General features: G+C 61.3%; 17 protein-coding genes. 4 read left to right on the forward strand and 13 right to left on the reverse strand.

What is annotated here, in order from left to right:
• Window positions 1-83: 83 nt before the first annotated feature.
• Both FHT70_RS12820 and FHT70_RS12825 read right to left on the reverse strand, forming a co-directional pair.
• A complete protein-coding gene (locus tag FHT70_RS12820; protein WP_183701618.1) occupies window positions 84-1,496 on the reverse strand; it encodes an FAD-linked oxidase C-terminal domain-containing protein in 1,413 nt (470 codons plus the stop codon).
• Between the two features lie 263 nt (window positions 1,497-1,759).
• Window positions 1,760-2,794, reverse strand: coding sequence for an aldo/keto reductase (locus FHT70_RS12825; RefSeq protein ID WP_183701621.1), 1,035 nt, complete (start codon window positions 2,792-2,794; stop codon window positions 1,760-1,762).
• Between the two features lie 92 nt (window positions 2,795-2,886).
• Between FHT70_RS12825 and FHT70_RS12830 the strand changes: the two genes are divergently transcribed.
• Together FHT70_RS12830 and FHT70_RS12835 are read left to right on the forward strand one after the other, a co-directional pair.
• On the forward strand, window positions 2,887-3,792 hold the full coding sequence (locus FHT70_RS12830) for a LysR family transcriptional regulator (protein WP_183701624.1): 906 nt from the start codon (window positions 2,887-2,889) through the stop codon (window positions 3,790-3,792).
• A 208-nt stretch (window positions 3,793-4,000) separates the two neighbouring features.
• The gene (locus FHT70_RS12835) at window positions 4,001-5,095 is read left to right on the forward strand and encodes an AbrB family transcriptional regulator (protein ID WP_183701626.1); all 1,095 of its coding nucleotides are present in this window, start codon (window positions 4,001-4,003) and stop codon (window positions 5,093-5,095) included.
• Here the strand turns inward: FHT70_RS12835 and FHT70_RS12840 are convergent.
• Entirely contained in the window at window positions 5,055-5,993 is a 939-nt protein-coding gene (locus FHT70_RS12840) for an AraC family transcriptional regulator (protein WP_183701628.1), read from the reverse strand. The genes FHT70_RS12835 and FHT70_RS12840 overlap by 41 nt on opposite strands.
• Before the next feature lie 32 nt (window positions 5,994-6,025).
• On the opposite strand from FHT70_RS12840, the gene FHT70_RS12845 reads away from it, so the two are divergent.
• The gene (locus FHT70_RS12845; RefSeq protein ID WP_183701631.1) at window positions 6,026-6,433 is read left to right on the forward strand and encodes a DUF2000 family protein; all 408 of its coding nucleotides are present in this window, start codon (window positions 6,026-6,028) and stop codon (window positions 6,431-6,433) included.
• A gap of 66 nt (window positions 6,434-6,499) precedes the next feature.
• On the opposite strand, the gene FHT70_RS12850 is transcribed toward FHT70_RS12845, so the two are convergent.
• From FHT70_RS12850 to FHT70_RS12890, 9 genes are all read right to left on the reverse strand, one after another.
• Window positions 6,500-7,165 carry an OmpA family protein gene (locus FHT70_RS12850; protein WP_085778750.1) on the reverse strand — a complete coding sequence of 222 codons (666 nt, stop codon included), beginning with the start codon at window positions 7,163-7,165 and terminating at the stop codon, window positions 6,500-6,502.
• A 295-nt stretch (window positions 7,166-7,460) separates the two neighbouring features.
• The gene (locus tag FHT70_RS12855; protein WP_097597983.1) at window positions 7,461-8,459 is read right to left on the reverse strand and encodes a flagellin; all 999 of its coding nucleotides are present in this window, start codon (window positions 8,457-8,459) and stop codon (window positions 7,461-7,463) included.
• A gap of 268 nt (window positions 8,460-8,727) precedes the next feature.
• The gene (locus tag FHT70_RS12860; RefSeq protein ID WP_183701634.1) at window positions 8,728-11,883 is read right to left on the reverse strand and encodes an efflux RND transporter permease subunit; all 3,156 of its coding nucleotides are present in this window, start codon (window positions 11,881-11,883) and stop codon (window positions 8,728-8,730) included.
• The gene (locus FHT70_RS12865; RefSeq protein WP_183701637.1) at window positions 11,880-13,085 is read right to left on the reverse strand and encodes an efflux RND transporter periplasmic adaptor subunit; all 1,206 of its coding nucleotides are present in this window, start codon (window positions 13,083-13,085) and stop codon (window positions 11,880-11,882) included. Before FHT70_RS12865 ends, FHT70_RS12860 begins: the two co-directional genes overlap by 4 nt.
• A 257-nt stretch (window positions 13,086-13,342) precedes the next feature.
• Window positions 13,343-14,251 carry an adenylate/guanylate cyclase domain-containing protein gene (locus FHT70_RS12870; RefSeq protein ID WP_183701639.1) on the reverse strand — a complete coding sequence of 303 codons (909 nt, stop codon included), beginning with the start codon at window positions 14,249-14,251 and terminating at the stop codon, window positions 13,343-13,345.
• A gap of 202 nt (window positions 14,252-14,453) precedes the next feature.
• Window positions 14,454-16,004, reverse strand: coding sequence for a SpoVR family protein (locus FHT70_RS12875; RefSeq protein WP_183701642.1), 1,551 nt, complete (start codon window positions 16,002-16,004; stop codon window positions 14,454-14,456).
• A complete protein-coding gene (locus FHT70_RS12880) occupies window positions 16,001-17,275 on the reverse strand; it encodes a YeaH/YhbH family protein (protein ID WP_097597978.1) in 1,275 nt (424 codons plus the stop codon). The genes FHT70_RS12875 and FHT70_RS12880 overlap by 4 nt, the downstream gene beginning before the upstream one ends.
• A 12-nt stretch (window positions 17,276-17,287) precedes the next feature.
• Window positions 17,288-19,231, reverse strand: coding sequence for a PrkA family serine protein kinase (locus FHT70_RS12885; protein ID WP_183701645.1), 1,944 nt, complete (start codon window positions 19,229-19,231; stop codon window positions 17,288-17,290).
• A gap of 400 nt (window positions 19,232-19,631) precedes the next feature.
• Window positions 19,632-20,108 (reverse strand): VOC family protein, encoded by a 477-nt coding sequence (locus FHT70_RS12890; RefSeq protein ID WP_183701648.1) that lies wholly within the window; start codon window positions 20,106-20,108, stop codon window positions 19,632-19,634.
• A 210-nt stretch (window positions 20,109-20,318) separates the two neighbouring features.
• Here FHT70_RS12890 and FHT70_RS12895 point away from each other — a divergent pair, with 210 nt between their 5' ends.
• Window positions 20,319-22,796, forward strand: a complete 2,478-nt coding sequence (locus FHT70_RS12895) for a UvrD-helicase domain-containing protein (protein ID WP_183701651.1) — start codon at window positions 20,319-20,321, stop codon at window positions 22,794-22,796.
• Between the two features lie 26 nt (window positions 22,797-22,822).
• Here the strand turns inward: FHT70_RS12895 and FHT70_RS12900 are convergent, their stop codons facing one another.
• Entirely contained in the window at window positions 22,823-23,170 is a 348-nt protein-coding gene (locus tag FHT70_RS12900; protein ID WP_097598119.1) for a hypothetical protein, read from the reverse strand.
• Window positions 23,171-23,261 lie beyond the last annotated feature (91 nt).

The following is a 23,261-nucleotide window of genomic DNA, read 5'->3' on the forward strand; positions in this document are numbered from 1 at the left end:
CCGACACTGTTCAGGGTTCTGTTGTCGACACTAGCGCTATTCATGCGATGGGCAAGGCCCAAGTTCATGAGAATATTCCGTTTTCAGCCTTGGTGGAAAATCTTGCCGGGATTGAAGATGCCGTCCGGATCGAGCGCCTGCTTCACCTGTCGCATCAGATCCACCGAGCCTCCGAGCTCCTGCTCCAGAAAGGCCATCTTGCCTTGTCCGATGCCGTGCTCCCCGGTGCATGTTCCGTCCATATCGAGTGCCCGGCGGTTGAGCCGCTCAACGAAGCTCTCGGCCCTGGCTATGTCTCCGGCGCTTTTGTCATCGAACAACAGCAGCACATGGAAATTCCCGTCGCCGGCGTGGCCGACGATAGGGCCGAGCAGCCCATGTTCCTCGATATCCGCCTGCGTTTCGGAAACGCAATCGGCAAGCCTCGATATCGGAACACAAACATCGGTCGAAAGTGCGGCAAGCCCCGGCGCCAGCGCCCTCGCGGAAAAGTATGCGTTATGACGCGCCTTCCAGAGCTTGGTCCGCTCCTCGGCATTGGCGGTCCACAGAAACTCGCTCCCGCCACATTCAGCCGCAATCTCGGCGAAGGCTGCCGATTGCAGCGGCACGGTCTCGTCTGTGCCGTGGAATTCAAGGAAAAGCGTCGGGCTTTCGGCATAAGACAGCCCGGAATAGGCGTTGCACGCCCGCATCTGCACAGCATCGAGCAGCTCGATGCGCGCCACCGGAATGCCCATCTGGATCGTCATGATGACGGCATCGCAGGCCGCCTTGATGCTCGGAAAGGCGCAGACGCCGCCGGCAATCTTCTGCGGGATCGCCTGCAGGCGCAGCGTCACCGAGGTCAATATGCCGAGCGTGCCCTCGGCGCCGACAAAGAGCCGCGTCAGGTCATAGCCGGCCGAAGACTTGCGGGCGCGCCGCGCCGTGCGGATCTCCTCACCATTGGCGGTGACTGCCGTGACGGCAAGCACATTGTCCTTCATCGTGCCGTAGCGCACCGCATTGGTGCCGGAGGCCCGCGTCGACGCCATGCCGCCGATCGAGGCATTGGCGCCGGGATCGATCGGAAAGAAAAGGCCGGTATCGCGCAGATTGATGTTCAGGGCCTCACGGGTAATACCGGGTTCGACCGTACAGTCGAGATCCTCTGGATTGACCTCAAGCACCCGGTTCATGCGGCTGAAATCGATCGAAATACCGCCGTTGACGGCATTGACCTGACCTTCCAGCGAGGAACCAGTGCCGAAACCGATCACCGGCACCCTGTGCGCTGCACAGGCCCTGACCGCCATCTTCACATCGTCGGCGCTTTCGGCAAAGAGAACGCCGTCGGGCAGTTGCGGCGGGATATAGGTGGTCGAATGGGCGTGCTGTTCACGGAAGGACTGGCCGGTTTGGAAACGCTCGCCGAAGCTCTGCTTGAGAATACCGAGCACAGCCGATATCCCCGCCTCGTTGCGTGTTCCAGTCTTTGCGTCCTTCAGCGCCATCCCATTGATCTCCCTGCCATTCCGCGTGGACGAGACCGCGTCCCGCAGACTACTGCGCAGCACGTCCGTTCAGACGTACATCGACGCTGTAGAACTTTAAAATTGCTGCATAATTTCGTCTTGCATCGATTCCGATTTAAGGAGATATGCGGCAGGCTCGGTATGGGGCAAGTCAAAGCGGCTGTCCAGTTAAGATTGGGAAAAGATTTCACTCCCCTTTTATTGCAGACCCGGGGCCATGGACAGGCCGGCCCGCGGCCGCCTCAGATGATTGGTGGATTGAGGAGCGCAAAGCCCTGCTGCCGTCGATAGGGGAAATAGGGATAAGGCGCCGTCACCGCGCTGACGGCATCGAGTCTATCGATCTGCTCCTTCGAAAGGTTCCAGCCGACCGAACCGAGGTTCTGCCGCAACTGCTCCTCGTTGCGCGCGCCTGTAATGACGCTCGATACGGTCGGCCGGCCGAGCAGCCAGTTAATGGCGATTTGCGGCACCGTTTTTCCGGTCTCGGCGGCAATGGCATCGAGGACCTCGACGATGTCGAACAGCTTCTCGTCGTCGACAGGCGGCCCGTATTGCGCCGTCTCGTGCAATCGGCTGGCGGCTGGCAGCGGCTCACCGCGGCGGATCTTGCCGGTAAGCCGCCCCCAGGCGAGCGGGCTCCATACGAGGGCACCGACGCCCTGATCGGCGCCGAGCGGCATCAGCTCCCATTCATAGTCGCGACCCGCCAGCGAATAATAGACCTGATGGGCAACATAACGCGGATGGCCCCAGCGCTCGGCCGCCGCGAGCGACTTCATCAGCTCCCAGCCGGAAAAATTCGAGACGCCGAAATAGCGGATCTTGCCTGCGGCGACGAGGCTGTCGAGCGTCGACAGCACCTCCTCGACCGGGGTCGAGGCATCAAAGGCGTGAAGCTGCAAAAGGTCGATATAATCGGTCCGGAGCCGACGCAGCGCATCCTCCGTCGCCCGGATCAGCCGCGCCCGCGACGTGCCCCAGTCCTGCGGCCCCTCGCCCATCGGCAGCGCGGTCTTGGTCGAGATCAGCACTGCGTTGCGCCGGCCGCGGATCGCCTTGCCGAGCACCTCTTCGGAAGCGCCGGCCGAATAAACATCGGCCGTATCGAAGAGATTGACGCCGGCCTCGATGCAGATGTCGACGAACCGCCGAGCCTCTTCGGCATCGGTATTACCCCAGGCGCCGAACAGCGGACCGCTGCCGCCGAACGTGCCCGCGCCGAAGCTTAGGACCGGCACTCTGAGGCCGGATGCGCCGAGATTTCTGTACTCCATCGATCTGTCTCCTGTGTTTCCTCCGAGATAGACCCGGCATTTCCGTTGATATAGATTGCGAAACAGAACATCATCTGTGACTTGAATTCATCATGGGTCGTCAGGACATCAATCGCTCCGGCGAAATGGAAGTCTTCGTCAGCGTCGTCGAGCGCGGCGGTTTTTCCGCAGCCGCCATGGCGCGGCGCATGACGCCGTCTGCCGTCAGCAAACTCGTCGCGCGGCTGGAGGCGCGCCTCGGCGCCCGCCTCGTCAACCGCTCGACGCGCAAGCTGCAACTGACGCCGGAGGGCTGCGCCTTTTATGAGCGCAGCATCGCGATTCTTGCCGATATCGCCGAGGCCGAACGCCAGGCTTCGTCAGGCGAACAGGCCTCGGGCCGCATCCGCATCAACACCAGCGCCTCCTTCGGTAATCATGTGCTGGCGCCGCTCGTGCCTGCCTTCATGGCGCTTCATCCCGCCGTTACGCTCGATATCACCCACACCGACAGGATCGTCGACCTGATGGAAGAGCGCGCCGACGTTGCGATCCGCACCGGCCCCCTGAAGAACTCCAGCCTGATCGCCCGCAAGCTCGGCACCACCGGCAAGCTCATCGTCGCCTCGCCCGATTATCTCAGGCGTCATGGCGAACCGTGTGGCGTTGCCGATCTCAGCCGCCATTGCCGCATCGGCTTTTCCTATGCCCGCGCCGTCGAGGGCTGGCCGCTGCGCGAGGACGGCGAAACGATGACGGTGCCGATCACGCCGGGCGTGCAGGTCGCTGACGGCGAGGCCATGCGCCATCTTGCGCTCGCCGGCGCAGGCCTTGCGCGGCTGGCCGCCTTCACCGTGCGCGCCGATATTGCTGCCGGCCGGCTGGTGCCGGTGTTGGAAGCGGCCGATCCCGGCGACATCGAGGAGTTCTACGCTCTTTATATAGGCCAGGGCGGACTGCTGCCGGCGCGTGCGCGCGCCCTGCTCGATTTCCTCGTCCAGCATGTTCGACTCAGATGAGATAACAAGGACTTGATGCGGCGGCTTGAATCAAATTCGCATGCTGCCTCGCCGGAAGCCAGATTTCGCAATTGACCGCGCTCGCGGCGCCCGCCTATACCGAAGCAGCACCGACCGGTCCTTGAGCCGGCCACTCTTCGTCATGCCGGAGCTTCCTCCCATCTTCAGCCTCAGGGCTTGGCACCTGCCGAGAAACATACGGGGATTCATGCCACTCAGCCACGCGCACCGCCTGCTGCGGGATGCCGGCCTGCCGAAATGGGCGTTGCTGCTCGCGCTTTCCACAGCCTTCACCATTTTCCTCGAACTCTTGGCCCTGCCCGCCTCGCTGCTGATCGGGCCGATGGTCGCCGCCATCGTGCTGGCGCTGACCGTCGGCAAGGGAAAGCTTCGCGTGCCGCTTCTGCCGCTGCAGTTCGGCCAAGTCCTCGTCGGCCTGATGATGGCGCGCACCATCACCCCTGATATTCTCGGCACGATGGCGAAGGACGCGCCGATCTTCCTGCTTTTCATCTTCTCGGTCATCGTCATCGCCACCGGCCTCGGCTGGCTCTTGACGCGCTGGCAGGTGCTGCCGGGAACGACCGCCGTCTGGGGCTCCTCGCCGGGCGGCGCTTCCGCCATGGTCATCATGTCCGAAGCCTATGGCGCCGATGCCCGCCTCGTCGCCTTCATGCAATATCTGCGCGTCGTCTTCGTCGCCGTCGGCGCATCGGTGGTATCGCGGCTGTGGGTGGCGGCCGATGGCGGCGAGCCACCGCCGCTCGTCCTCTTTCCCCCGGTAGACTGGGCAGCCTTTGCCGCGACGATCGCCTTTACCGGCTTTTGCGCCTATGGCGTGCGGCGCCTGCGCATACAGGGAGGCATGATCATCGTGCCGCTCTTTCTCGGCGCCTTCCTACAAGGCATCGGCCTTCTGAAGATCGAGCTGCCGATGTGGCTGCTTGCCACCGCCTATGCGCTGGTCGGCTGGAGCATTGGCCTGCGTTTCACCCGCTCGATCATCAGCCATGTGGCGCGGGCCCTGCCGCGGGTCGCGGCCTGCATTGTGCTGCTGATGGCGCTCTGCGGCTGCATGGCAGCGGCACTGCACGTCTTCGCCGGCATCGATCCCCTGACGGCCTATCTCGCCACCAGCCCCGGCGGCGCCGATTCCGTCGCCATCATCGCCGCATCAAGCGATGTCGACGTGCCCTTCGTGATGGCGATGCAGACCGGCCGTTTCCTGGTCATTCTGCTGATCGGGCCGGCGCTCGCCCGCTTCATCGCGCGCCGTTCCGGCCTTGCGGAAAACCCCGCATAGTGTGCCGCGCGGCACTATGCACAAGTGCCGCCCACTGCCCGGGCGTCATGCCGAAGGTCTTCTTGAAATGGCGGTTCAAATGGCTCTGATCGGCAAAGCCTGTTGCTGCCGCGACGCCGGCAAAGCTCTCGCCCTCGGCCATCAGCGCCTTCGCCCGCTGCAGCCGCCGCATCAACAGATAGCGGTGCGGGCTGGTGGCGAACGCGGCTCGGAAATGCCGCGACAGGGCGAAACGGTCGAGCCCGGTAACCGCCTCCAGTTCCAGGGAATGCACGGCCCGCGTCGCATGAGCTTCCAGATAATCCCGCGCCGCCTGCACCTGCCGCCAGGCGACGCCGCCGAGTGGCCGGCGCGGCAAGCGCGCATGCCGGGACAGCCAGCCACTCACCTGGCTGATGAAGTCGTCGACGAAAAGATCGTCCAGCTCGCGGTCGAGTTCGCCGAGCGCGGCAAGGAGCACCGCGGCCAGCGCGGGATCGCCGATAACGGGCTCGTCGACGAAAGGCAGGCCGAGGCCCTCCGCCTCCAGGCATTCGAGAAGCAGCGACGGCTCCAGATAGAGCATGCGGTATTGCAGCCCGTCCTCTGTTCCGGCCCCGCCGTCATGCTCCTCGTCCGGATGCAGCACAATCACCTGCCCCGGCAGGCTAAAGCGCTGTTCGCCGCGATAGGTAAAGGTCTGCACGCCGTGCAGCGTGACGCCGAGCGCATAGGTATCGTGCCGGTGCGGCTCGAAGATATTGCCGGAAAATCGCGCTTCGATACGCTCGATGCCCGGAAAGGCGGGCGCAGTCAGGATGCCGCCTCCGGCGGGCGCGGCCAGCATGCCGCTGCCCACCTGCGGCTCGCACAAACGTTCAAGACCCTCGAAGACCTGCGGCGTTAGATCCTGGCTCAACGCGTTTCGATACCCTGATGAGAGAGACTGGAATGTTTGATACCAAAATTGCGATCGTCCTGCGAAACAATCTTGCCGGCTGGCAGAAGCTGAACGTCACGGCTTTCCTTTCGACAGGCATCGCCGGGCAATATCCCGAGATCATCGGCGAGCCCTACAAGGATCGTGCCGGCAATCTCTACAACCCGCTATCGGTCCAGCCAATCATCGTGCTTTCCGCCGACGAAGCGACGATCTCGAGCATCCACCGCCGCGCGCTGGAGCGCGAGGTGACCTCTTCCATCTTCATCGAGGAAATGTTTGCGACCGGCCATGATGCCGCCAATCGCGCCGTCTTCGCCGAATACGCCCCCGACGACGCAAAGGTCGTCGGCATCGCGCTCAGAGCTGACAAGAAAATCGTCGACAAGATCACCAAGGGCGCGACGATGAAGCATTGAAGCAGGTACACACACAAAAGAGGCCGGGCGATGGCCCGACCTTCTATGTCTGGATGAGCTTCTGACTCAACCCTGCGTGATGGGCGCGATCTGGATCTCGACGCGGCGGTTCTGGGCGCGGCCGGCCTCAGTTGCGTTGGAGGCGACGGGCTGGGACGGGCCGAAGCCGACGGCGGAGACGCGGCGCTGGTCGATGCCCTGGCCGCCGAGATAATCGGCAACCGAAAGCGCGCGGCGCTGTGACAGGTCCTGGTTATGCTGCAGGCTGCCGGTCGAATCCGTATGGCCGTTGACGTCGATCAGGGTGCGGTTGAACTTGCGCAGCACGATCGCCACCGAATTCAGCGTCGGATAGAAGCCCGGCTTCACCGCGTCCTGGTCGACATCGAAAGTGATGTTCGAGGGCATGTTGAGAATGATGTTGTCGCCCTGGCGGGTGACGGAGATGCCGGTACCTTCGAGCTGGGCGCGAAGCTCGGCTTCCTGCTGGTCCATGTAGTTGCCGATCGCGCCGCCGGCCAGCGCGCCGATACCGGCGCCGATCAGCGCTGCGTTGCGCTTGCCATGCCCGCCGCCGCCAACGGCCACACCGACAAGAGCGCCACCGAGCGCGCCGAGCGCAGCACCGCCCGCGGTATTGGAAACCTTCTGCTCACCAGTATAGGGATCGGTCGTCGTGCAGGCGCTGAGATAGCTTGCTGCGACAGCCAGAAGTATGAATTTCTTGATCATGGACAGGACGGTCTCCGTTCAAAACTGATGCGAGCAAATGGCAAGGATTACGGCAAGAAAATGAAGATGTTCCCTTGATAGGGGAATTTCAGGCGCCGAAACAGCAGCCATGTTGCAGCAAGGCACGGATATCACCAGTTTTTACCGGGTCGGCGGGCGCGCTTCGTTCTCCTCCTCATTCCTGTGACGAGCACAGGAATGAGGAGGAGAAGTGGGCGCGCCAAATCTTCCTCCGAGATACTCGGACCTCAAACAACAAACATCGCAGTGCCGCTCCAAGCGACCAATCTCACCCTTAGAAATTCTGGAACAACTGCCTGACCGTGTCGTAGGTCGCATTGGCAATGTTCAGCGATTGGAGGCCGAGCTGCTGCTGCGTCTGCAGCGCCCTCAATCTGCTCGACTCCTCCTCCATGTCGGCATCAACGAGCCGGCCGATGCCGGCGGTGATGTTGTCGTGCAGCTGAGTGGCGAAGTCGTTCTGCAGCTCGATGCGTTTTTCCAGCGCGCCGAAGGCCGATCCGACCGTGGTCAGCTGCGTCAGGGCGGCATCGACCACGCTGATCATTTCGCTGAGCTGACCTTTCGTCGTGCTTGAAGAGACGGAAATCACCACCTGACCGGTGGTGGTGCCGTTCTTGCTGGTCATCAGCACGTAGTCCTGCGAAGCGCCGAGTTCCGTAGCGAAGTAGGCCGAGGTCAACACGCCGTATTCGCCGGAACCAGTGGCCCGGTCGTCGATCAGGTAGCGCGCATCCTTGGACGTGGTCGCCCCCACAGGCGTGTTGTCGATATGGTAGCTCAGCATGCCCACGGAGACCGTGCCGTCGGCATTGCGGATGAAGGAGGCCGGGATTTGGCGCGGCCGCGTCGGCGTCGCATCATTGGTGAGGATCACCCAGTTGTCGCTGTTGAAGGTCGCCGATTCCGAAACGCTGCGCAGTTGCTCCTGCAATTGCTTGAGTTCTTCGTTAATCTTGTTCTTGTCGACCCCGTCCTCGGTGGCGGCGACGAGCTTGGCCTTGATCTCGGAGACAACGTCGATGACGTTCTGGACACCGGTATAGGCCGTGCCCATTGTCGCAGCCGCCATGCCGAGCGCGTCCTGGACCGCCGAAATGGCCTTGTTGTCGGTGCGCGCGGTGGTGGCGATCGACCAGTAAACAGCATTGTCGGCCGCTTTGGCAACACGCATGCCTGTCGTGATGTGGTTCTGCGTGACCGTCATATTGCGATTGATATCACGCAGCACATGGAGCGCCGCATCAACGGAGACGCGCTGATAAATACTCACGGAACTAGACTCCAAAAACACAACAGAACGCAACTGAACAGGGATGAACCTTCCGCACAGACACTCATGTCCGGGGTCGCTGGGTCTCCAGCGCATTGCCTTCAAGAAACGAAGAAGGCCAGTCGGTTCCTGGCCACGATCATTGCGGCTTATGCTTAAAAAACGGCTAATCTTCAGAGGAAATTTATCTTATTCCGCAAGGCTTCATACACCATAAGAAACGCCGCCGAATGGCAATCCGGCGGCGTGTTCAATGCGCATGGAAGGCTTACTCGGCGGCCTGCAGCTGCTCCTCGTCGGGGGCCGGGGGCAGCCTCGTCGCGACCGACATCTCCTCGTGCAGGCGCGCCTCCTCGTGGGCATGCGGCTTGGCGAAGCGGGCAAGCAGGAGATAGGCGACCGGCGTGATGAACAGCGTCACCAGCGTCGCGAAGCCCAGGCCGCCGACGATCACCCAGCCGAGCGCCACGCGCGCTTCCGCACCCGCGCCGTGGGCAAAGACCAGCGGCACGCCGCCGAGGATGGTGGCGATCATCGTCATCATCACGGGGCGAAGGCGCAGCGCGCAGGCCTTCTCAATCGAAGAGCGCACGTTCTCGCCCCTGTCACGCAACTGATTGGCGAATTCGACGATCAGGATGCCGTTCTTAGCCATCACGCCGACGAGCAGCACCAGGCCGATCTGGCTGTAGATGTTCAGGCTGGAACCGGTGATGATCAAAGCGAAGACGGCGCAGGCAAGGCCGAGCGGCACCGTCGACATTATGATTACCGATGAGAGCACGCTTTCGAACTGGGCGGCGAGTACCAGGAAGATGATGACGATGGCAAAGCCGAAGGTCAGCGCCATGCCGCTCGAATTCTCTTCCAGCGTCGCGGCTTCCGCAAGCGGCAGCAAACGTGCGCCGGGCGGCAGCAGGGGCTCGGCAAGTTCCGTCACCTGTCTCACGGCATCGCCGAGCGACATGCCGTTCTTGAGGCCGGCGGTGATCGCGACGGAGGCGAGCTGCTGCTCGCGGTTCAGCTGCGGCGCGACCGATCCTTCCTTCATCGTGGCGATGACGGACATCGGCACGATCTTGCCGTCACCGGTTTTCAGGAACACGTTTTCGAGATCCGTGGGATCATCGATAGGCCGCGTCGTCGAAGTCAAAAGCACGGGATAGGATTCGCCGTCGACGAAGACATCGACCACCGAGCGCCCTTCGAGCAGCGACTGGATCGCCGTCGACAGCCCCGTGATGTCGATGCCGAGATCGGAAGCACGCTCGCGGTCGATCGCCACCGACACCTGCGCTTGACTGGGCTCGTTGGTGAGCCGCGGCGTATCGTATTGGCCGGTGGCGTCGAGCGCCTGCACCAGCTTGGCGGCCGCCGCCGTCAGCGCCTCGTGATCGTTACCAACAAGCGCCATCTGCACACCGCTGCCGGCGCCGCGGATGCGCAGGCTGTTGGAAGATATGGAGTTGCCGCGCAGCGCCGGCACCTTCGCCGCCGCCTGATTGATGTCGCCGACGATCTCGGACTGCGTCCGGTGACGCTCTCCCCAGGGAGCAAGCGTCAGCACCATGAAGCCGCTGTTCAGCGAGCCGCCCTGCCCGGAGATCGAGAAGACGTTGCGGATGTCGCCGCCATCGACCAGCGGCTGCAGATATTCCTCGACGAGCTGCATCTTGTCGCGGGTATATTCGAGGCTCGATCCCTGCGGCGACGTCAGCCGCATCATCACCAGTGACCGGTCTTCTTCCGGCGTGAGCTCGCTCTTGACCGTCGAGAAGGCGATGAGCGCCGCGCCGGCAAACATCACCGAAAACAGGATGACGACGAATGGCGCGTTGAGGCAGCCGTGCAGCGCCCATTTGTAGAGGCTGGCGAAAGCCCCGCCGACGCGGCCGAGCGCGCCGTGATCCTCAATCATCGGCTTCGTCAGCATGCGCGAGGCGAGCATCGGGCAGAGCGTCAGCGCCACGATTGACGATAGTCCGACCGAGAAGGCGAGCACGAAGCCGAATTCGCGGAAGAGACCGCCGACCTGCCCCGGCAGGAACGAAAGCGGGATGAAGACGGCCGCCAGCGTCGCTGTCGTGGCGATAACTGCGAAGAACACTTCGCGCGTGCCGAGCACGGCGGCCGCGCGCGGTCCCATGCCCTCGGCGCGCCGGCGCACGATGTTTTCGAGCACCACAATCGCGTCGTCGACGACGAGGCCGGTCGCCAGCACGATGGCGAGCAGCGTCAGGATGTTGATGGAGAAACCGACCATGTAAATTGCCGCCAGCGTGCCGATCAGCGCCACGGGCATGCTGACGGCCGGGATCAGCGTTGCCCGCCAGTCGCGCAGGAAGAGATAGATAACCGCGGTGACGATGACGGCGGCAAGCACCAGCGCCAGCACCACCTCATGGATCGCGCCCTGGATGAAGACCGCATCGTCGCTGGTGATGGCGATCGTCGTTCCCTCGGGCAGCGTCTTCGATAGTTGCTCGACGGCCGCCTTGATGCCGGTCGAAATATTGAGCGTATTCGACTGCGCCTGACGGATGATGCCAAGGCCGATGCCGGGCTTGCCGTTCGAGCGCAGCGCCGTATCGCCGTCGCGCGGCCCGAGCGTCACCGTCGCGACATCGCCCAGCCGGACGCGGTCTTGCAGCATGACATCGGAAAAATCCGCCGGCGTCTGCAGATTGGCGGTGGCACGCACGACGATATCCTGCGTCGCGCTCTTCAGCGAGCCGGCCGGCACGTCGAGCGCGGCATTGTCGAGCGCCTTGGTAAGGTCGCCAATGGTGAGCCCGCGGCTGGCGAGCGCCCCCTGATCGACATCGACGCGGAAGACCTTCTCCTGGTCGCCATATTCCTCGACATCCGCGACGCCATCGACGGAGGCGAGGCGATCGATCACCTCGTTCTCGACGAGCTGCGTCAGGTCGTCCATGTTGAGCTTGGTGGAGGTGACGGCAAGGCGCATGATCGGCGAAGAATCCGAATCCGCCTTGACGATCTGCGGCGCATCTGCCTCGTCTGGCAGGTTCTGCGTGATGCGGCCGATTGCATCGCGCACGTCGCTGGCGGCGACCGCGAGATCGATCGCATCGGAGAATTCGAGCGTCACCCGGCTCTGGCCGAAGGAAGAGGTCGAGGAGATCGACTTCAGGCCGCTGACGCGGGCGACTGCACCCTCGATCACCTTGGTCAGTTCCTGGTCGATCGTCTGCGGTGAAGCGCCGTCGAAAGTGGTGCGCACGGTGACGACCGGACGGTCGACATCAGGCAGCTCCCGCACCTCGACGCCGACATAGGCTGCAAGGCCGGCGACGACCATCAGCGTATTGAACACCAGCGCCAGGATCGGCCGGCGAACGAAAAGCGCGGTGAAACTCTGCTTGCCCGACGCTCGGTCCTGAGGCAGTTCCGTCACGTTCATTGGGTGGCGACCTCCCCACTCGCGGCAACATCGGCGGAAACACGCACCGCGCCACCCTCACGCACGCGCTGCAGGCCCTGCGTCACGATCTTGTCGCCGTCCTTGAGGTCGGCCTTGACGAGAATGAAGTCGGGATTGCGCTGCACGACACTCACGCGCACCTTGTGCGACTTGTCGTCGATCACGCGCCAGACGAAGGACCCTTGCGAATCCCACTGCACCGACTGCGGATCGACCGCCGGATATTTGTCGCCAGGGAATTTCATGCTGACGCTGAAGGACATGCCGGCGCGCAGCTCGTCGGAGGCATTGTCGATGCGGGCGCGCAGGCGCAGCGTGCGGCTTGCCGCATCAATGCGGTTGTCGACAGCCTCGATCACGCCGGAAAACATCTGCCCCGGTCTTGCCACCGACATCGCCTCAACCGGCTGGCCGACCGCAACCGTGTTGGCAAAGCGCTCCGGCACCCAGAAATCGACGAGGATTTCCGACCGATCGTCCAGTGTGACGATCGGCGTGGTTGTGGTGACATTGTCGCCGATATTGACGGGCACGATGCCGACGATGCCGTCGATCGGGGCCGTGATGTTGCGTCGGGCGAGATTGAGTTCGGCGGCCTGCAACTGCAGTCGCGCGCCCTGCTCGGCGATCTCGGAATCGAAGACGTCCATGCGCGACACGCTGGACTTGATGTTGTGATAGAGATTGGATTTCTCGACCGCGGCCTTCACCGCCACGTCCGCCTGGCCGCGGGCGATCACCTGCTCCTCGCTGTCGAGCTTGGCGAGCACCTGCCCGGCCTTCACCCTGTCGCCCGACTTGATGAGGATTTCGCGGATCGTGCCCGATGCCTGCGGCGTCACCGCGACGGAACGGATCGCATCGCCTGTACCGATGGCATTCAGCCGGTCGTTGATGACGCCCTGGACGACGGCTTCCGTCGCGACGAGAATGGCGCTGTTGCGCCCGCCGCCGCGGCGGTTTTGACCCTGTCCTTGTCCTTCGCGCCGTTGTCCCTCGGCCCCAGCGGAAGCACCGGCATCGGCTGTTTCAGGAGCCTGAGGCGCGATCATGGAAATGAGGCTATCCGGAATGCCTGCATCGCGCATCTTATCGCCGGCGCCGGGCGCAAAGAAAACCCACGCGGCAAAACCGGCAATGATGACGATGAGCGAAAGTATAAACTGCTTCCAAAAGGCCATTCACGTCTCCGGAGGGACTCGAGGTTGGACCAGGGTCGGTCGAAAGAGGCGCTGCGGGATCAAGCTTCCCATCTGATGCGACAATATCGCGCGTTTACAGCTTACCGACAAGCATAAGCGGCCGGCATTACGGATTTGTAATATCAGCGAAGATTGGAAATAACCCGGCCGCTCACTTTTGCTTGAACGAAACTCGAAAGCCTCTTGTCGCCGTCGTTACTGAAGCGAAAAGACCATCAAAACCAGTGAAGAACTAGCTATCGACGCAGCGACCACCGCAGGCCGATGGTCGCTGCGATCCCCAGTATCGGCCAAACCGCCCAGAAGGTCCCGCTCCAGGTGAGGACGTTGATGCCGACGATGCCGAGCGCCACAATCGCGAGCGTGGCCATCCTGCGGTCGAAACGCGTCTGTTCACGATTCCAGGCGAGCGCTGCAACAACGGCTATCGCAAGCAGTGGAAAGCGCGCCCAGAAAACACCCTGCCACGACAGGAGATTGATGAAGATCAGCACGACGGCGATGACGCCAAGCACGGCAAACAGCCTCCGTCCGCCGGACACCGGCCTTGCCTCGGCCGTGACGGCGGCGGCTGGCGGTTGCCGGGCGGTGGGTCGTTCGCCAGGCGGCGTTTCGTCGCCTCCCTCGCCGATCTTGACCGCGTAGCTCGGCACGCCCTCTTCGACGTTCTTCACTGTCAGCGGCCCGAGAAACTCGAAACCAACAGCCACCTTGTTGCGCACCTGATCGTAGACGGTGCTTGATATTACGATGCCTCCGGGCGAAGCCGACGTCTGCAGCCGCGCGGCGATATTGACGCCGTCGCCATAAATGTCATCGCCCTCGACGATCACGTCGCCGAGATTGATGCCGATGCGGAAGAGCATGCGCCCGTCGCTCGGGCGGCCGGCATTGAAGCCGGCAAGTTCGTTCTGGGTATCGACGGCCGCGCGCACGGCTTCGACGACGCTCGGAAACTCGGCGATCAGTCCGTCGCCCCAGGTGTTGACGACGCGGCCGCCATGGCACTCGATCAAATGTGCCATCGCGTCGCGGCAGCGCTTCAGCGTCGCAAGCGTCCCCTCCTCGTCGGCCCCCATCAGCCGTGTGTAGTCTTGCACGTCAGCACAGAAGATCGTCGTCAGCTTCCGCCGCGTTTCACTCATTGTCGCTCGCCTTTGCGCTATCCCGAAAGGTCGCTGCAAGGTGGAATTGGGTTGAGTGGAGACCAATATGAACGATTGCAGCGGCGTTAAATTACGCAGCCTTTGTGTTTGTTGCCATCGATAATTGCCGATCGCCGCCGGATGCAGACAAAGGATGGAGGCGTACGATGCGCTTTAGCCCGACACGTTGCAAAAAACCGGATCATCGAACGATCTTGCGCGGGCTTGCCGTGTGTTCCTTCGCCACGCTGCTCGAACCGTCGATTTCCTGAAGCAGCACATCGTAGCCCCAAAGATCGGCAAGATGTTGCAGGACGAGCTTCGTGTCACCTTCCTGCAGATAGCAGCCGTTCATGACGATATGCTGCAGCAACAGGCGACGGTCGCCGGCGAGATCGACATCGACGATATCGATTGCCGGATCGGTCCAGCCGATATCGTATTCGCGGGAGAGCTGGCGGCGAATGCGCAGATAGCCGCGTTCATTGTGAATTGCCGAAACCAGCACACCTTCGGTCTGTTCCGGGTCGTCGTAGAGATGAAACAGCCGAAACCGCCGGATCAGGTTCGGACTGAGGAACTGGCTGATGAAACTTTCATCGCGGTAATTCGCCCAGATGTCGCGTAGGACCCCCATCGCGTCGCCTCTTCCCGCGATATCGGGAAACCATGCCCGGTCCTCTTCCGTCGGCTTCGTGACGATCCTCTCAATGTCCTGCATCATCGCAAAACCAAGCGCATAGGGATTGAAACCCGAGAACCGCCGATCGTCATAGTTTGGCTGGAAGACGACATTGGCGTGCGACTTCAGGAATTCGAGGAAGTTGCCGTCGCTGATCTGCCCCCGCTCGTGAAGTCGGTTCATGATCTGATAGTGGACGAAGGTGGCGGTTCCCTCGTTCATCACCTTGGTCTGCCGCTGGGGATGGAAATATTGCGCGACGTGGCGCACGATGCGAAGGATCTCTCGCTGCCACGGCTGCAGCCGGGGCGCAGATTTCTCGAGAAAATAGAGGATATTATCCTGCGGGAGACCGAGCGCGGCGCGCCGCTTTTCCAAGCCTATGTCACCCGTCTTCTTCGCCTTCCCGACGGGAACCGTGCGCCACAGATCGTTGAACATCTGCTCCTCGTGGGCGCGACGCTCCTGTTCCCGCTTCTCCTCCTGGCGAAGGTCGATGGTGGTCTTGCCGGCATATCGATGCACCCCATGCGACATGAGCGCATGCGCCGCATCGAGCGTTCTTTCGACCGCCGTCTCGCCGTAGCGCTCTTCGCAGCGGGTAATATAGCCTTTGGCGAAATCGAGATAATCAAGAATTCCCTCGGCATCGGTCCAGAGCTTGAAGAGATAGTTGTTCTTGAAGAAGTGATTGTGGCCGAAGGCCGCATGGGCGGTGACGAGCGTCTGCATCGTCGCCGTGTTTTCCTCCATCAGATAGGAGATGCAGGGAGAGCTGTTGATGACGATCTCGTAGGCAAGATCACGCATCCCGCGGCGGTAGAAGGTCTCGTGATGCGCGAAGTGCTTTCCGAAGGACCAATGACGGTAAAAGAGCGGCATGCCGGTTGAGGAATAGGCATCCAGCATCTGCTCCGAGGTAATGACTTCGATCTGGTTCGGATAGACATCGAGGCCGAGTTCACCGAGCGCGATCTCTTCGCACGCATCGTGGATGCGCTGCAGCGTTGCAAAGTCCCAGTCGGCCCCCTCGAATAGGAGCCGCTCTCTTGGCCTCACCGTCATGGTCATGGCGTCACCTTCGACTGTGCCTCACGTTTCTGGAAGAGATCGTGGAAAACAGGGAATATTTCGCTTCGCCGGCAGACCTTGCGCATTGAAAGCGGCAGCGGTTCGGAACGGATCCCATCATAGAGCATCCACAGCGGCGATCGCGATATTGAAGAATCGCCGCCCTCCTCGCCGACTTCGATATAGGCGAAATACTGGCATAGCGGCAAAATCTCGCGCAGCAACTGCCCGGTCAGATTTCCGTCCGAATGGGCGTTGTCGCCATCCGAGGCCTGGGCACCATAAATATTCCACTCCGCCGGGTCGAAACGCGCTGCGATAATTGCCCGCATTGCGGCAAGCGCACTCGAAACCAGCGTGCCACCCGTCGCCGGGCCGTAGAAGAAGGTTTCCTCATCGACCTCCTCAGCCCTGTCGGTATGACGGATGAAGACGATTTCCACCTTCTTGTAGCGTTTCGACAGGAAAAGGTAGAGCAGCAGATAGAATCGCTTCGCGAGGTCCTTCATGTGCTCCGACATGGAGCCTGACACGTCCATCAGGCAGAACATCACCGCTTTCGCGACTGGCTTCGGCTCGTTTTCGAAGCGGCGATAGCGGACATCCAGCGGATCGATATAGGGAATGCGCCGGCTTTTTTCCGTCAGGGCTTTGAGTTTTGTCTCTAGCGCCAGACGGGTCTCCTCGTCCTCGCATTCCTCGATCTGCCGCTGCAGGGCTTCGATTTCTTCGCGGCGTGGGCGGCCAAGCGCAACGCGGCGCATCATTGCCAGCTTCGTCGTGCGGCCGACGGCAATGTTGGAAGGCGACCCTGATACGGAATAGCCGGCCCGGAACGGAGTTTCCTCCTCGGTTTCGGCTAGACGCCGCTTGGCGAGGTCTGGCAATTCGAGGTCGTCAAGGAACACATCGAGGAACTCCTCCCGCGTCAGTACGAAACGGAAGCCGTCCTCACCGTCGCCCTCGCCTGCATCTTTTGGTTTTCCGCCCTTCCCGCCCGGCGGCCGCGGAATGATGTCCCCCTCGACGAAAGCCCGGTTCCCGGGCAGGATGTGGTCGGCGATGCCGCCTTCACCCCTTCGAAAGCTTGGTTCTGCCATCCCATCTATCGGCAGGCTGATCTCCCCGCCGTCGAGCACGTCTCGAATGTTTCGATTTTGCAGCGAACGTTTCACCGCCTGCTGCACGGCTCCCTTCATGCGTCGAAGGAACCGCTGACGATTTTCCAGACTTTTACCGCGCGGATTTAGCCGCCGGTCGACAATGTGCATAATGGCTCCGCATTAACTTGCCTGTTTGACGCGCATGTACCATTCGACGAGGCGCCGAACCTGCCGTTCCGTGTAACCTCGCGCGGCCATGCGCGAGACGAATTCGCTATGCTTCTTTTCTGTTTCCGAATCCTTCTTCGATCCGAAGGAAATGACCGGCAAGAGATCTTCGACCTGCGAGAACATACGCTTCTCGATGACTTCCCGGATTTTCTCGTAGCTCGTCCATGACGGATTTTTTCCGCCATTCGCTGCCCGCGATCTCAGTGAGAACTTGACGATTTCGTTGCGGAAATCCTTCGGATTGGCGATTCCCGCCGGCTTTTCGATCTTCGTCAGCTCCTGATTGAGGAGCTCGCGGTCGAGAAGCTGACCAGTATCGGGATCCTTGAAGTCCACATCTTCGATCCAGGCATCGGCATAATCTACGTAGCGGTCGAACAGATTCTGTCCGTAGTCCGCATAAGATTCAAGATAGGCCTTCTGTATCTCGTTGCCAATGAACTCTGCGTAGCGTGGCGCAAGATCGGCCTTGATGAACTCCAGATAACGCTTCTCGACATCATCGGGAAACTGCTCGCGACGAATCGCCTGTTCCAGCACATACATCAGATGGACGGGATCAGCGCCAATGTCAGTCGTGTCGTGATTGAAGGTGGAGGCGAGCACTTTGAAGGCGAAGCGGGTCGATATTCCGTCCATGCCTTCGTCGATACCGGCAGCATCCCGGTATTCCTGGACGCTGCGGGCACGCGGATCGCTTTCCTTCAGGCTCTCGCCGTCATAGGTACGCATCTTCGAGAAGAAGGTCGAATTCTCGTGCTTGCGCAGACGCGAAAGAACGGAGAAACGCGCCAGCATTTCGAGCGTTGCCGGGGCGCATGGTGCGTCCACCAGTTCCGATCCCTCGATCAGCTTTTCGTAGATCCTCTGTTCTTCTGTCACCCGCAGGCAATAGGGCACTTTGATCACACAGATACGGTCGATGAAGGCCTCATTGTTCTTGTTGGCCTTGAAAGTCTGCCACTCCGCCTCATTCGAATGAGCAAGGACGATTCCGGAGAAAGGTATGGCGCCGATATTCTCCGAGCCGATATAGTTGCCCTCCTGCGTTGCCGTCAGCAACGGATGCAGCATCTTGATCGGCGCTTTGAACATCTCCACGAATTCGAGCACGCCTTGATTGGCGCGGTTCAGCCCGCCCGAATAGCTGTAGGCATCCGGATCGTTCTGAGAGTAGGTTTCCAATTTGCGGATATCTACCTTGCCGACCAACGAGGAGATGTCCTGGTTGTTCTCATCGCCTGGCTCGGTCTTGGCAATTGCGATCTGGCGCAATCGCGAGGGTTGTATCCTGACGACGCGGAATCGGGAGATATCGCCTCCGAAATCGTCGAGCCGCTTCAGGCACCACGGGCTCATCAATCCGTTCAGCCGCCGCTGCGGGATTCCGTATTGCTCCTGCAGGAGCGGGCCCATCGTCTCCGGATCGAAGAGATTGAGCGGGCTTTCGAACACGGGGCTGATCTCGTCACCCGCCTTCAGCACATAGATCGGATGCACTTCCATCAACTGCTTCAGCCGCTCAGCCAATGACGACTTGCCGCCCCCGACCGGACCGAGCAGATAAAGAATCTGCTTGCGCTCCTCGAGCCCCTGCGCTGCATGCCGAAAGAAGGAGACGATGCGTTCGATTGTCTCTTCCATGCCGTGAAAACCGGCAAAGGCCGGATAAACCCGGATCGTCCTGTTCATGAAGATCCTGCCGAGGCGCGCGTCCTTGGCGGTATCCACCATCTGTGGTTCGCCTATGGCAGCGAGCAGACGCTCGGTGGCGTTGGCATAGGCGATCGGATCGGTCTTGCAGAGATCAAGATATTCCGAGACCGACATGTCGCTTTCGCGACGCGCTTCATAACTGCGGGTAAACGCATCGAATACGGATTCACTCAGCATGGGACCTCCATTAAGGTTATGCCGCAGGCTCTAAGCCGTATAACCATCGAGATGGCCACGGCGTTCCTAAGAATCAATAGTTTCGTAGGTATATTCCACGCTGACCGGCCGTTTGTGACAATGCACAAAATTGTGCATGCACCGGTATTTTTTTACTCTACGAATCTGTTCTTATTGTAGTTGAGAAAAGGGGCGTCGCGATATCAGCACATTTAGCGACGTGACATGAAGGTCAAAAAGGTGTGCAATAGCGCCCGTGATTCGAGCCGTGGAAAATCGGCGATTTCCCGCCGGCAAGAGCAAGCCGGCTCTGATTGCGGGGCAGTGAGCGCGCCCCCGCAGGATGAAACCGGGCGAAGTCACCCCCGCCGGTTTATTGCGATCGTGCGCCTCCCGGCTCTCAGCCGTTGAACGCTTTCTCCAGCGCAGCCACATCGATCTTGACCATCCCGAGCATGACTTCGGTGACGCACCTTGCCCGCTCGCGGTCTTCGTCGGCGATCATCTCCGAGAGAGCGCGCGGCACGATCTGCCAGGACAGGCCCCAGCGGTCTTTCAGCCAGCCGCATGCCTCCGGCGTGCCGCCATTGGCGAGGAAGCCATCCCATATCCGGTCGATCTCCGCCTGGCTATCGAGAAGAACCGCGATCGAGAACGAGTGGTTGAAGCTATCGAGCGGGCCGGCCTTCATCGCCAGGAAAGCTTGGTCGCCGAGCGTGAATTCGATTAGCTCGACGCTGCCGGGAGGCCCACTCGGCGTTTCCGCCGGAAGTATGGTGGTGCGGCCGATCCTGGAATCCGGAATGATCGACACGTAGAATTCGACGGCTTCGCGTGCCTGCTCGGCGAACCAGAGATTTGAAATGACCTTCGGCATAGACAGCCTCCTTGTTGGCGAGTATCCCGGACTTCTGTCCGTGCTTCGAGGACGTCTGGTCGGCGCCGGTTCGACAGGCTGCGATCGGAATTTTTCGCCCGCTCACCCGCGGCAGCCTTGCCACCCGCACCCAGGCAATAGTGGTGGTTCGGGAATGAAAGCAGAACATCTTTTCTGGTCTTTCCTTCCCGAATCACTACATTACGCGCCATGAGCAATAGTTTCGACGATATTCCCTTCTTCGACGAAGAGCCCGGCGAAGTGGCGCGCAAGCCGCAGCCGTCCGTCGCTGCAGTCGGAAGACCCGCCGCTGGCGGCGGCATCGCCGCCCGCGCCATGGCGGCGCGCGACGGCGGCAAGCGGTCGGATTATCTCGCTGGACTGAACCCGGAACAGACTGAAGCCGTCGAAACGCTGGAAGGTCCTGTCCTCGTGCTCGCCGGCGCCGGCACCGGAAAGACACGCGTGCTGACGACCCGCATCGCCCACATCCTCAATACCGGCCGCGCCTTCCCGTCGCAGATCCTCGCCGTCACCTTTACCAACAAGGCCGCGCGCGAGATGAAGGAGCGCATCGCCCTGCTCGTCGGCGGCGCCGTCGAAGGCATGCCCTGGCTCGGCACCTTCCATTCAATCGGCGTCAAGCTTCTGCGCCGCCATGCCGAGTTGGTTGGCCTCAGTTCCGATTTCACCATCCTCGACACCGATGACGTCGTCCGCCTGATCAAGCAGTTGATCCAGGCCGAAGGTCTCGACGACAAGCGCTGGCCGGCAAAGCAGTTCGCCGGCATGATCGACACCTGGAAGAACAAGGGCCTCGGACCGGCCGACATTCCCGAAGGCGATGCCCGCGCCTTCGCCAATGGCCGCGGCCGCGATCTCTATTTCGCCTATCAGGCGCGCTTGTCGACGCTGAACGCCTGCGATTTCGGCGACCTGCTAATGCATCCGATCGCGATCTTCCGCAAGAATCCGGATCTCCTAAAGGAATATCACGGCCGCTTCCGCTATATCCTCGTCGACGAATATCAGGATACCAACACCGCCCAATATATGTGGCTGAGGCTGCTGGCCCAGCGCAGCAAGGGCGAGCCGCAGAATGTCTGCTGCGTCGGTGACGACGACCAGTCGATCTATGGCTGGCGCGGTGCGGAGGTCGACAATATTCTTCGCTTCGAGAAGGATTTCCCGGGCGCCAAAGTGATCAAGCTCGAGCGCAACTACCGATCGACCGAACATATCCTCGGTGCCGCCGCCCATCTGATCGCCCATAATGAAGGGCGCCTGGGCAAGACGCTGTTCACCGATCGCACCGATCCCGATGACGTCAAGGTGCAGGTTCACGCCTCCTGGGACTCCGAGGAGGAAGCCCGCGCCATTGGCGAGGAGATCGAGCAACTCCAGCGCAGCAAGCATCTGCTGAACGACATGGCAATCCTCGTGCGCGCCTCCTTCCAGATGCGCGAATTCGAAGATCGCTTCGTCACCCTTGGCCTCAACTACCGCGTCATTGGCGGCCCGCGCTTCTATGAGCGCCTCGAAATCCGCGATGCCATGGCCTATTTCAGGCTCGTCGCACAACCCGCTGACGACCTCGCCTTCGAGCGCATCATCAACACGCCGAAGCGTGGCCTCGGCGATACGACGGTGCGTGCGCTGCATGATTATGCCCGCGCCCGCGACATCCCGATGCTGGCGGCAGCGGCCGACATCATCGAAACGGACGAGCTGAAGCCAAAGGCGCGCAAAGCCCTCTTCGATGTGATTCAATCCTTCCGCCGATGGCAGGTGCTGCTTGAAAACACACCGCATACCGAACTTGCCGAGCAGATCCTCGAAGAGTCCGGCTATACCGACATGTGGAAGAACGACAAGAGCGCCGAAGCCCCGGGTCGACTGGAAAACCTGAAGGAACTGATCCGCTCGATGGAAAGCTTCGAGTCGATGCGCGGCTTCCTCGAGCACGTATCGCTCGTCATGGACGCCGAGACCAACGAGAACCTCGACGCCGTCTCGATCATGACGCTGCACTCGGCCAAAGGCCTGGAATTCGACACCGTCTTCCTGCCCGGCTGGGAGGAAGGCCTTTTTCCGCACCAGCGCTCGCTCGATGAAAGCGGCCGCGCCGGCCTGGAGGAGGAACGCCGTCTCGCCTATGTCGGCATTACCCGCGCCAAACGCCGCTGCCACATCTGGTTCGTCTCCAACCGCCGCATCCACGGTCTCTGGCAATCGACCCTGCCCTCGCGTTTCCTCGACGAACTGCCGGAGACCCATGTCGAGGTCGCCGAGATGGAACAGAGCTACGGCGCTTACGGCCGCGGCGGTTACGGCCAGTCCCGCTTCGACAAGGCCGAACCTTTCGCCAACTCCTATTCGACCCCCGGCTGGAAACGCGCGCAGGCCAACAGGACCGACGCCACGCGCGACAATTGGGGCACCCGCTCCGGCCACGCTGTCGAACGCATCGGTTACGGCGAAAGCGGCCCGAAGGGGCGCATGATCGACGGCGAGCTGGTGGCGAAGTCCACGTCCTCGGAGCCGTCGCGCTTCACCCTCGGCGACCGCGTGTTTCACCTGAAATTCGGCAACGGCAACATCACCGGCATCGAAGGCAACAAGCTGACGATCGATTTCGATCGCGCCGGCCAGAAACGGGTGCTGGACGGGTTCGTCGAGCGCGTGTGATTTGCGGTGATACCGCGTGGGAACCCTTACCCGAACATCCGCATACTGCTGAGTCCGAGAATATCGTTCAGCAGGGCGATCCCCATTCCGACGGCGACGATCGACAGCCCGATCAGGAACAGTCGCCGAGCCCGGTCATATTTTGCGGCGAGCAGGGAGTCGCGCGCGAGCAGATCGGCAAATACCTTCACCTGAATGGCGATACCGACAGTCAGGAACGACATCGGTAGCAGATCGACGCGGCTCCAGTCATTGGGATTGGACACCCAGAGACTGATGAAATTGAGGGAGAAACCAAGAATGATCCCGGTCGCAGTCAGCGAGCCATTGCGAAAGGTGGCATCGATCTTTTCATCTGCTTGAGGCTCGGACATAGCTTCAATCTCGATTGCTGATGAGCCAAGAAAGGCAGAAATCGCAGCGGCGGGCAAGATCGAGCGGACGTCGCCGTCGAAGACGGTGCTG

Source organism: Rhizobium sp. BK049, from assembly GCF_014193135.1.
Taxonomy (GTDB): Bacteria; Pseudomonadota; Alphaproteobacteria; order Rhizobiales; family Rhizobiaceae; genus Rhizobium.

What these genes read in the sequence shown, in the direction of transcription:
- FHT70_RS12895 (WP_183701651.1), top strand. Translation starts at nt 20,319, where the DNA reads ATGAGCAATAGTTTCGACGATATTCCCTTCTTCGACGAAGAGCCCGGC.
- FHT70_RS12890 (WP_183701648.1), bottom strand. Translation starts at nt 20,108, where the DNA reads ATGCCGAAGGTCATTTCAAATCTCTGGTTCGCCGAGCAGGCACGCGAA.
- FHT70_RS12900 (WP_097598119.1), bottom strand. Translation starts at nt 23,170, where the DNA reads ATGTCCGAGCCTCAAGCAGATGAAAAGATCGATGCCACCTTTCGCAAT.
- FHT70_RS12860 (WP_183701634.1), bottom strand. Translation starts at nt 11,883, where the DNA reads ATGAACGTGACGGAACTGCCTCAGGACCGAGCGTCGGGCAAGCAGAGT.
- FHT70_RS12870 (WP_183701639.1), bottom strand. Translation starts at nt 14,251, where the DNA reads ATGAGTGAAACGCGGCGGAAGCTGACGACGATCTTCTGTGCTGACGTG.
- FHT70_RS12885 (WP_183701645.1), bottom strand. Translation starts at nt 19,231, where the DNA reads ATGCTGAGTGAATCCGTATTCGATGCGTTTACCCGCAGTTATGAAGCG.
- FHT70_RS12880 (WP_097597978.1), bottom strand. Translation starts at nt 17,275, where the DNA reads ATGCACATTGTCGACCGGCGGCTAAATCCGCGCGGTAAAAGTCTGGAA.
- FHT70_RS12820 (WP_183701618.1), bottom strand. Translation starts at nt 1,496, where the DNA reads ATGGCGCTGAAGGACGCAAAGACTGGAACACGCAACGAGGCGGGGATA.
- FHT70_RS12865 (WP_183701637.1), bottom strand. Translation starts at nt 13,085, where the DNA reads ATGGCCTTTTGGAAGCAGTTTATACTTTCGCTCATCGTCATCATTGCC.
- FHT70_RS12875 (WP_183701642.1), bottom strand. Translation starts at nt 16,004, where the DNA reads ATGACCATGACGGTGAGGCCAAGAGAGCGGCTCCTATTCGAGGGGGCC.
- FHT70_RS12835 (WP_183701626.1), top strand. Translation starts at nt 4,001, where the DNA reads ATGCCACTCAGCCACGCGCACCGCCTGCTGCGGGATGCCGGCCTGCCG.
- FHT70_RS12850 (WP_085778750.1), bottom strand. Translation starts at nt 7,165, where the DNA reads ATGATCAAGAAATTCATACTTCTGGCTGTCGCAGCAAGCTATCTCAGC.
- FHT70_RS12845 (WP_183701631.1), top strand. Translation starts at nt 6,026, where the DNA reads ATGTTTGATACCAAAATTGCGATCGTCCTGCGAAACAATCTTGCCGGC.
- FHT70_RS12825 (WP_183701621.1), bottom strand. Translation starts at nt 2,794, where the DNA reads ATGGAGTACAGAAATCTCGGCGCATCCGGCCTCAGAGTGCCGGTCCTA.
- FHT70_RS12830 (WP_183701624.1), top strand. Translation starts at nt 2,887, where the DNA reads ATGGGTCGTCAGGACATCAATCGCTCCGGCGAAATGGAAGTCTTCGTC.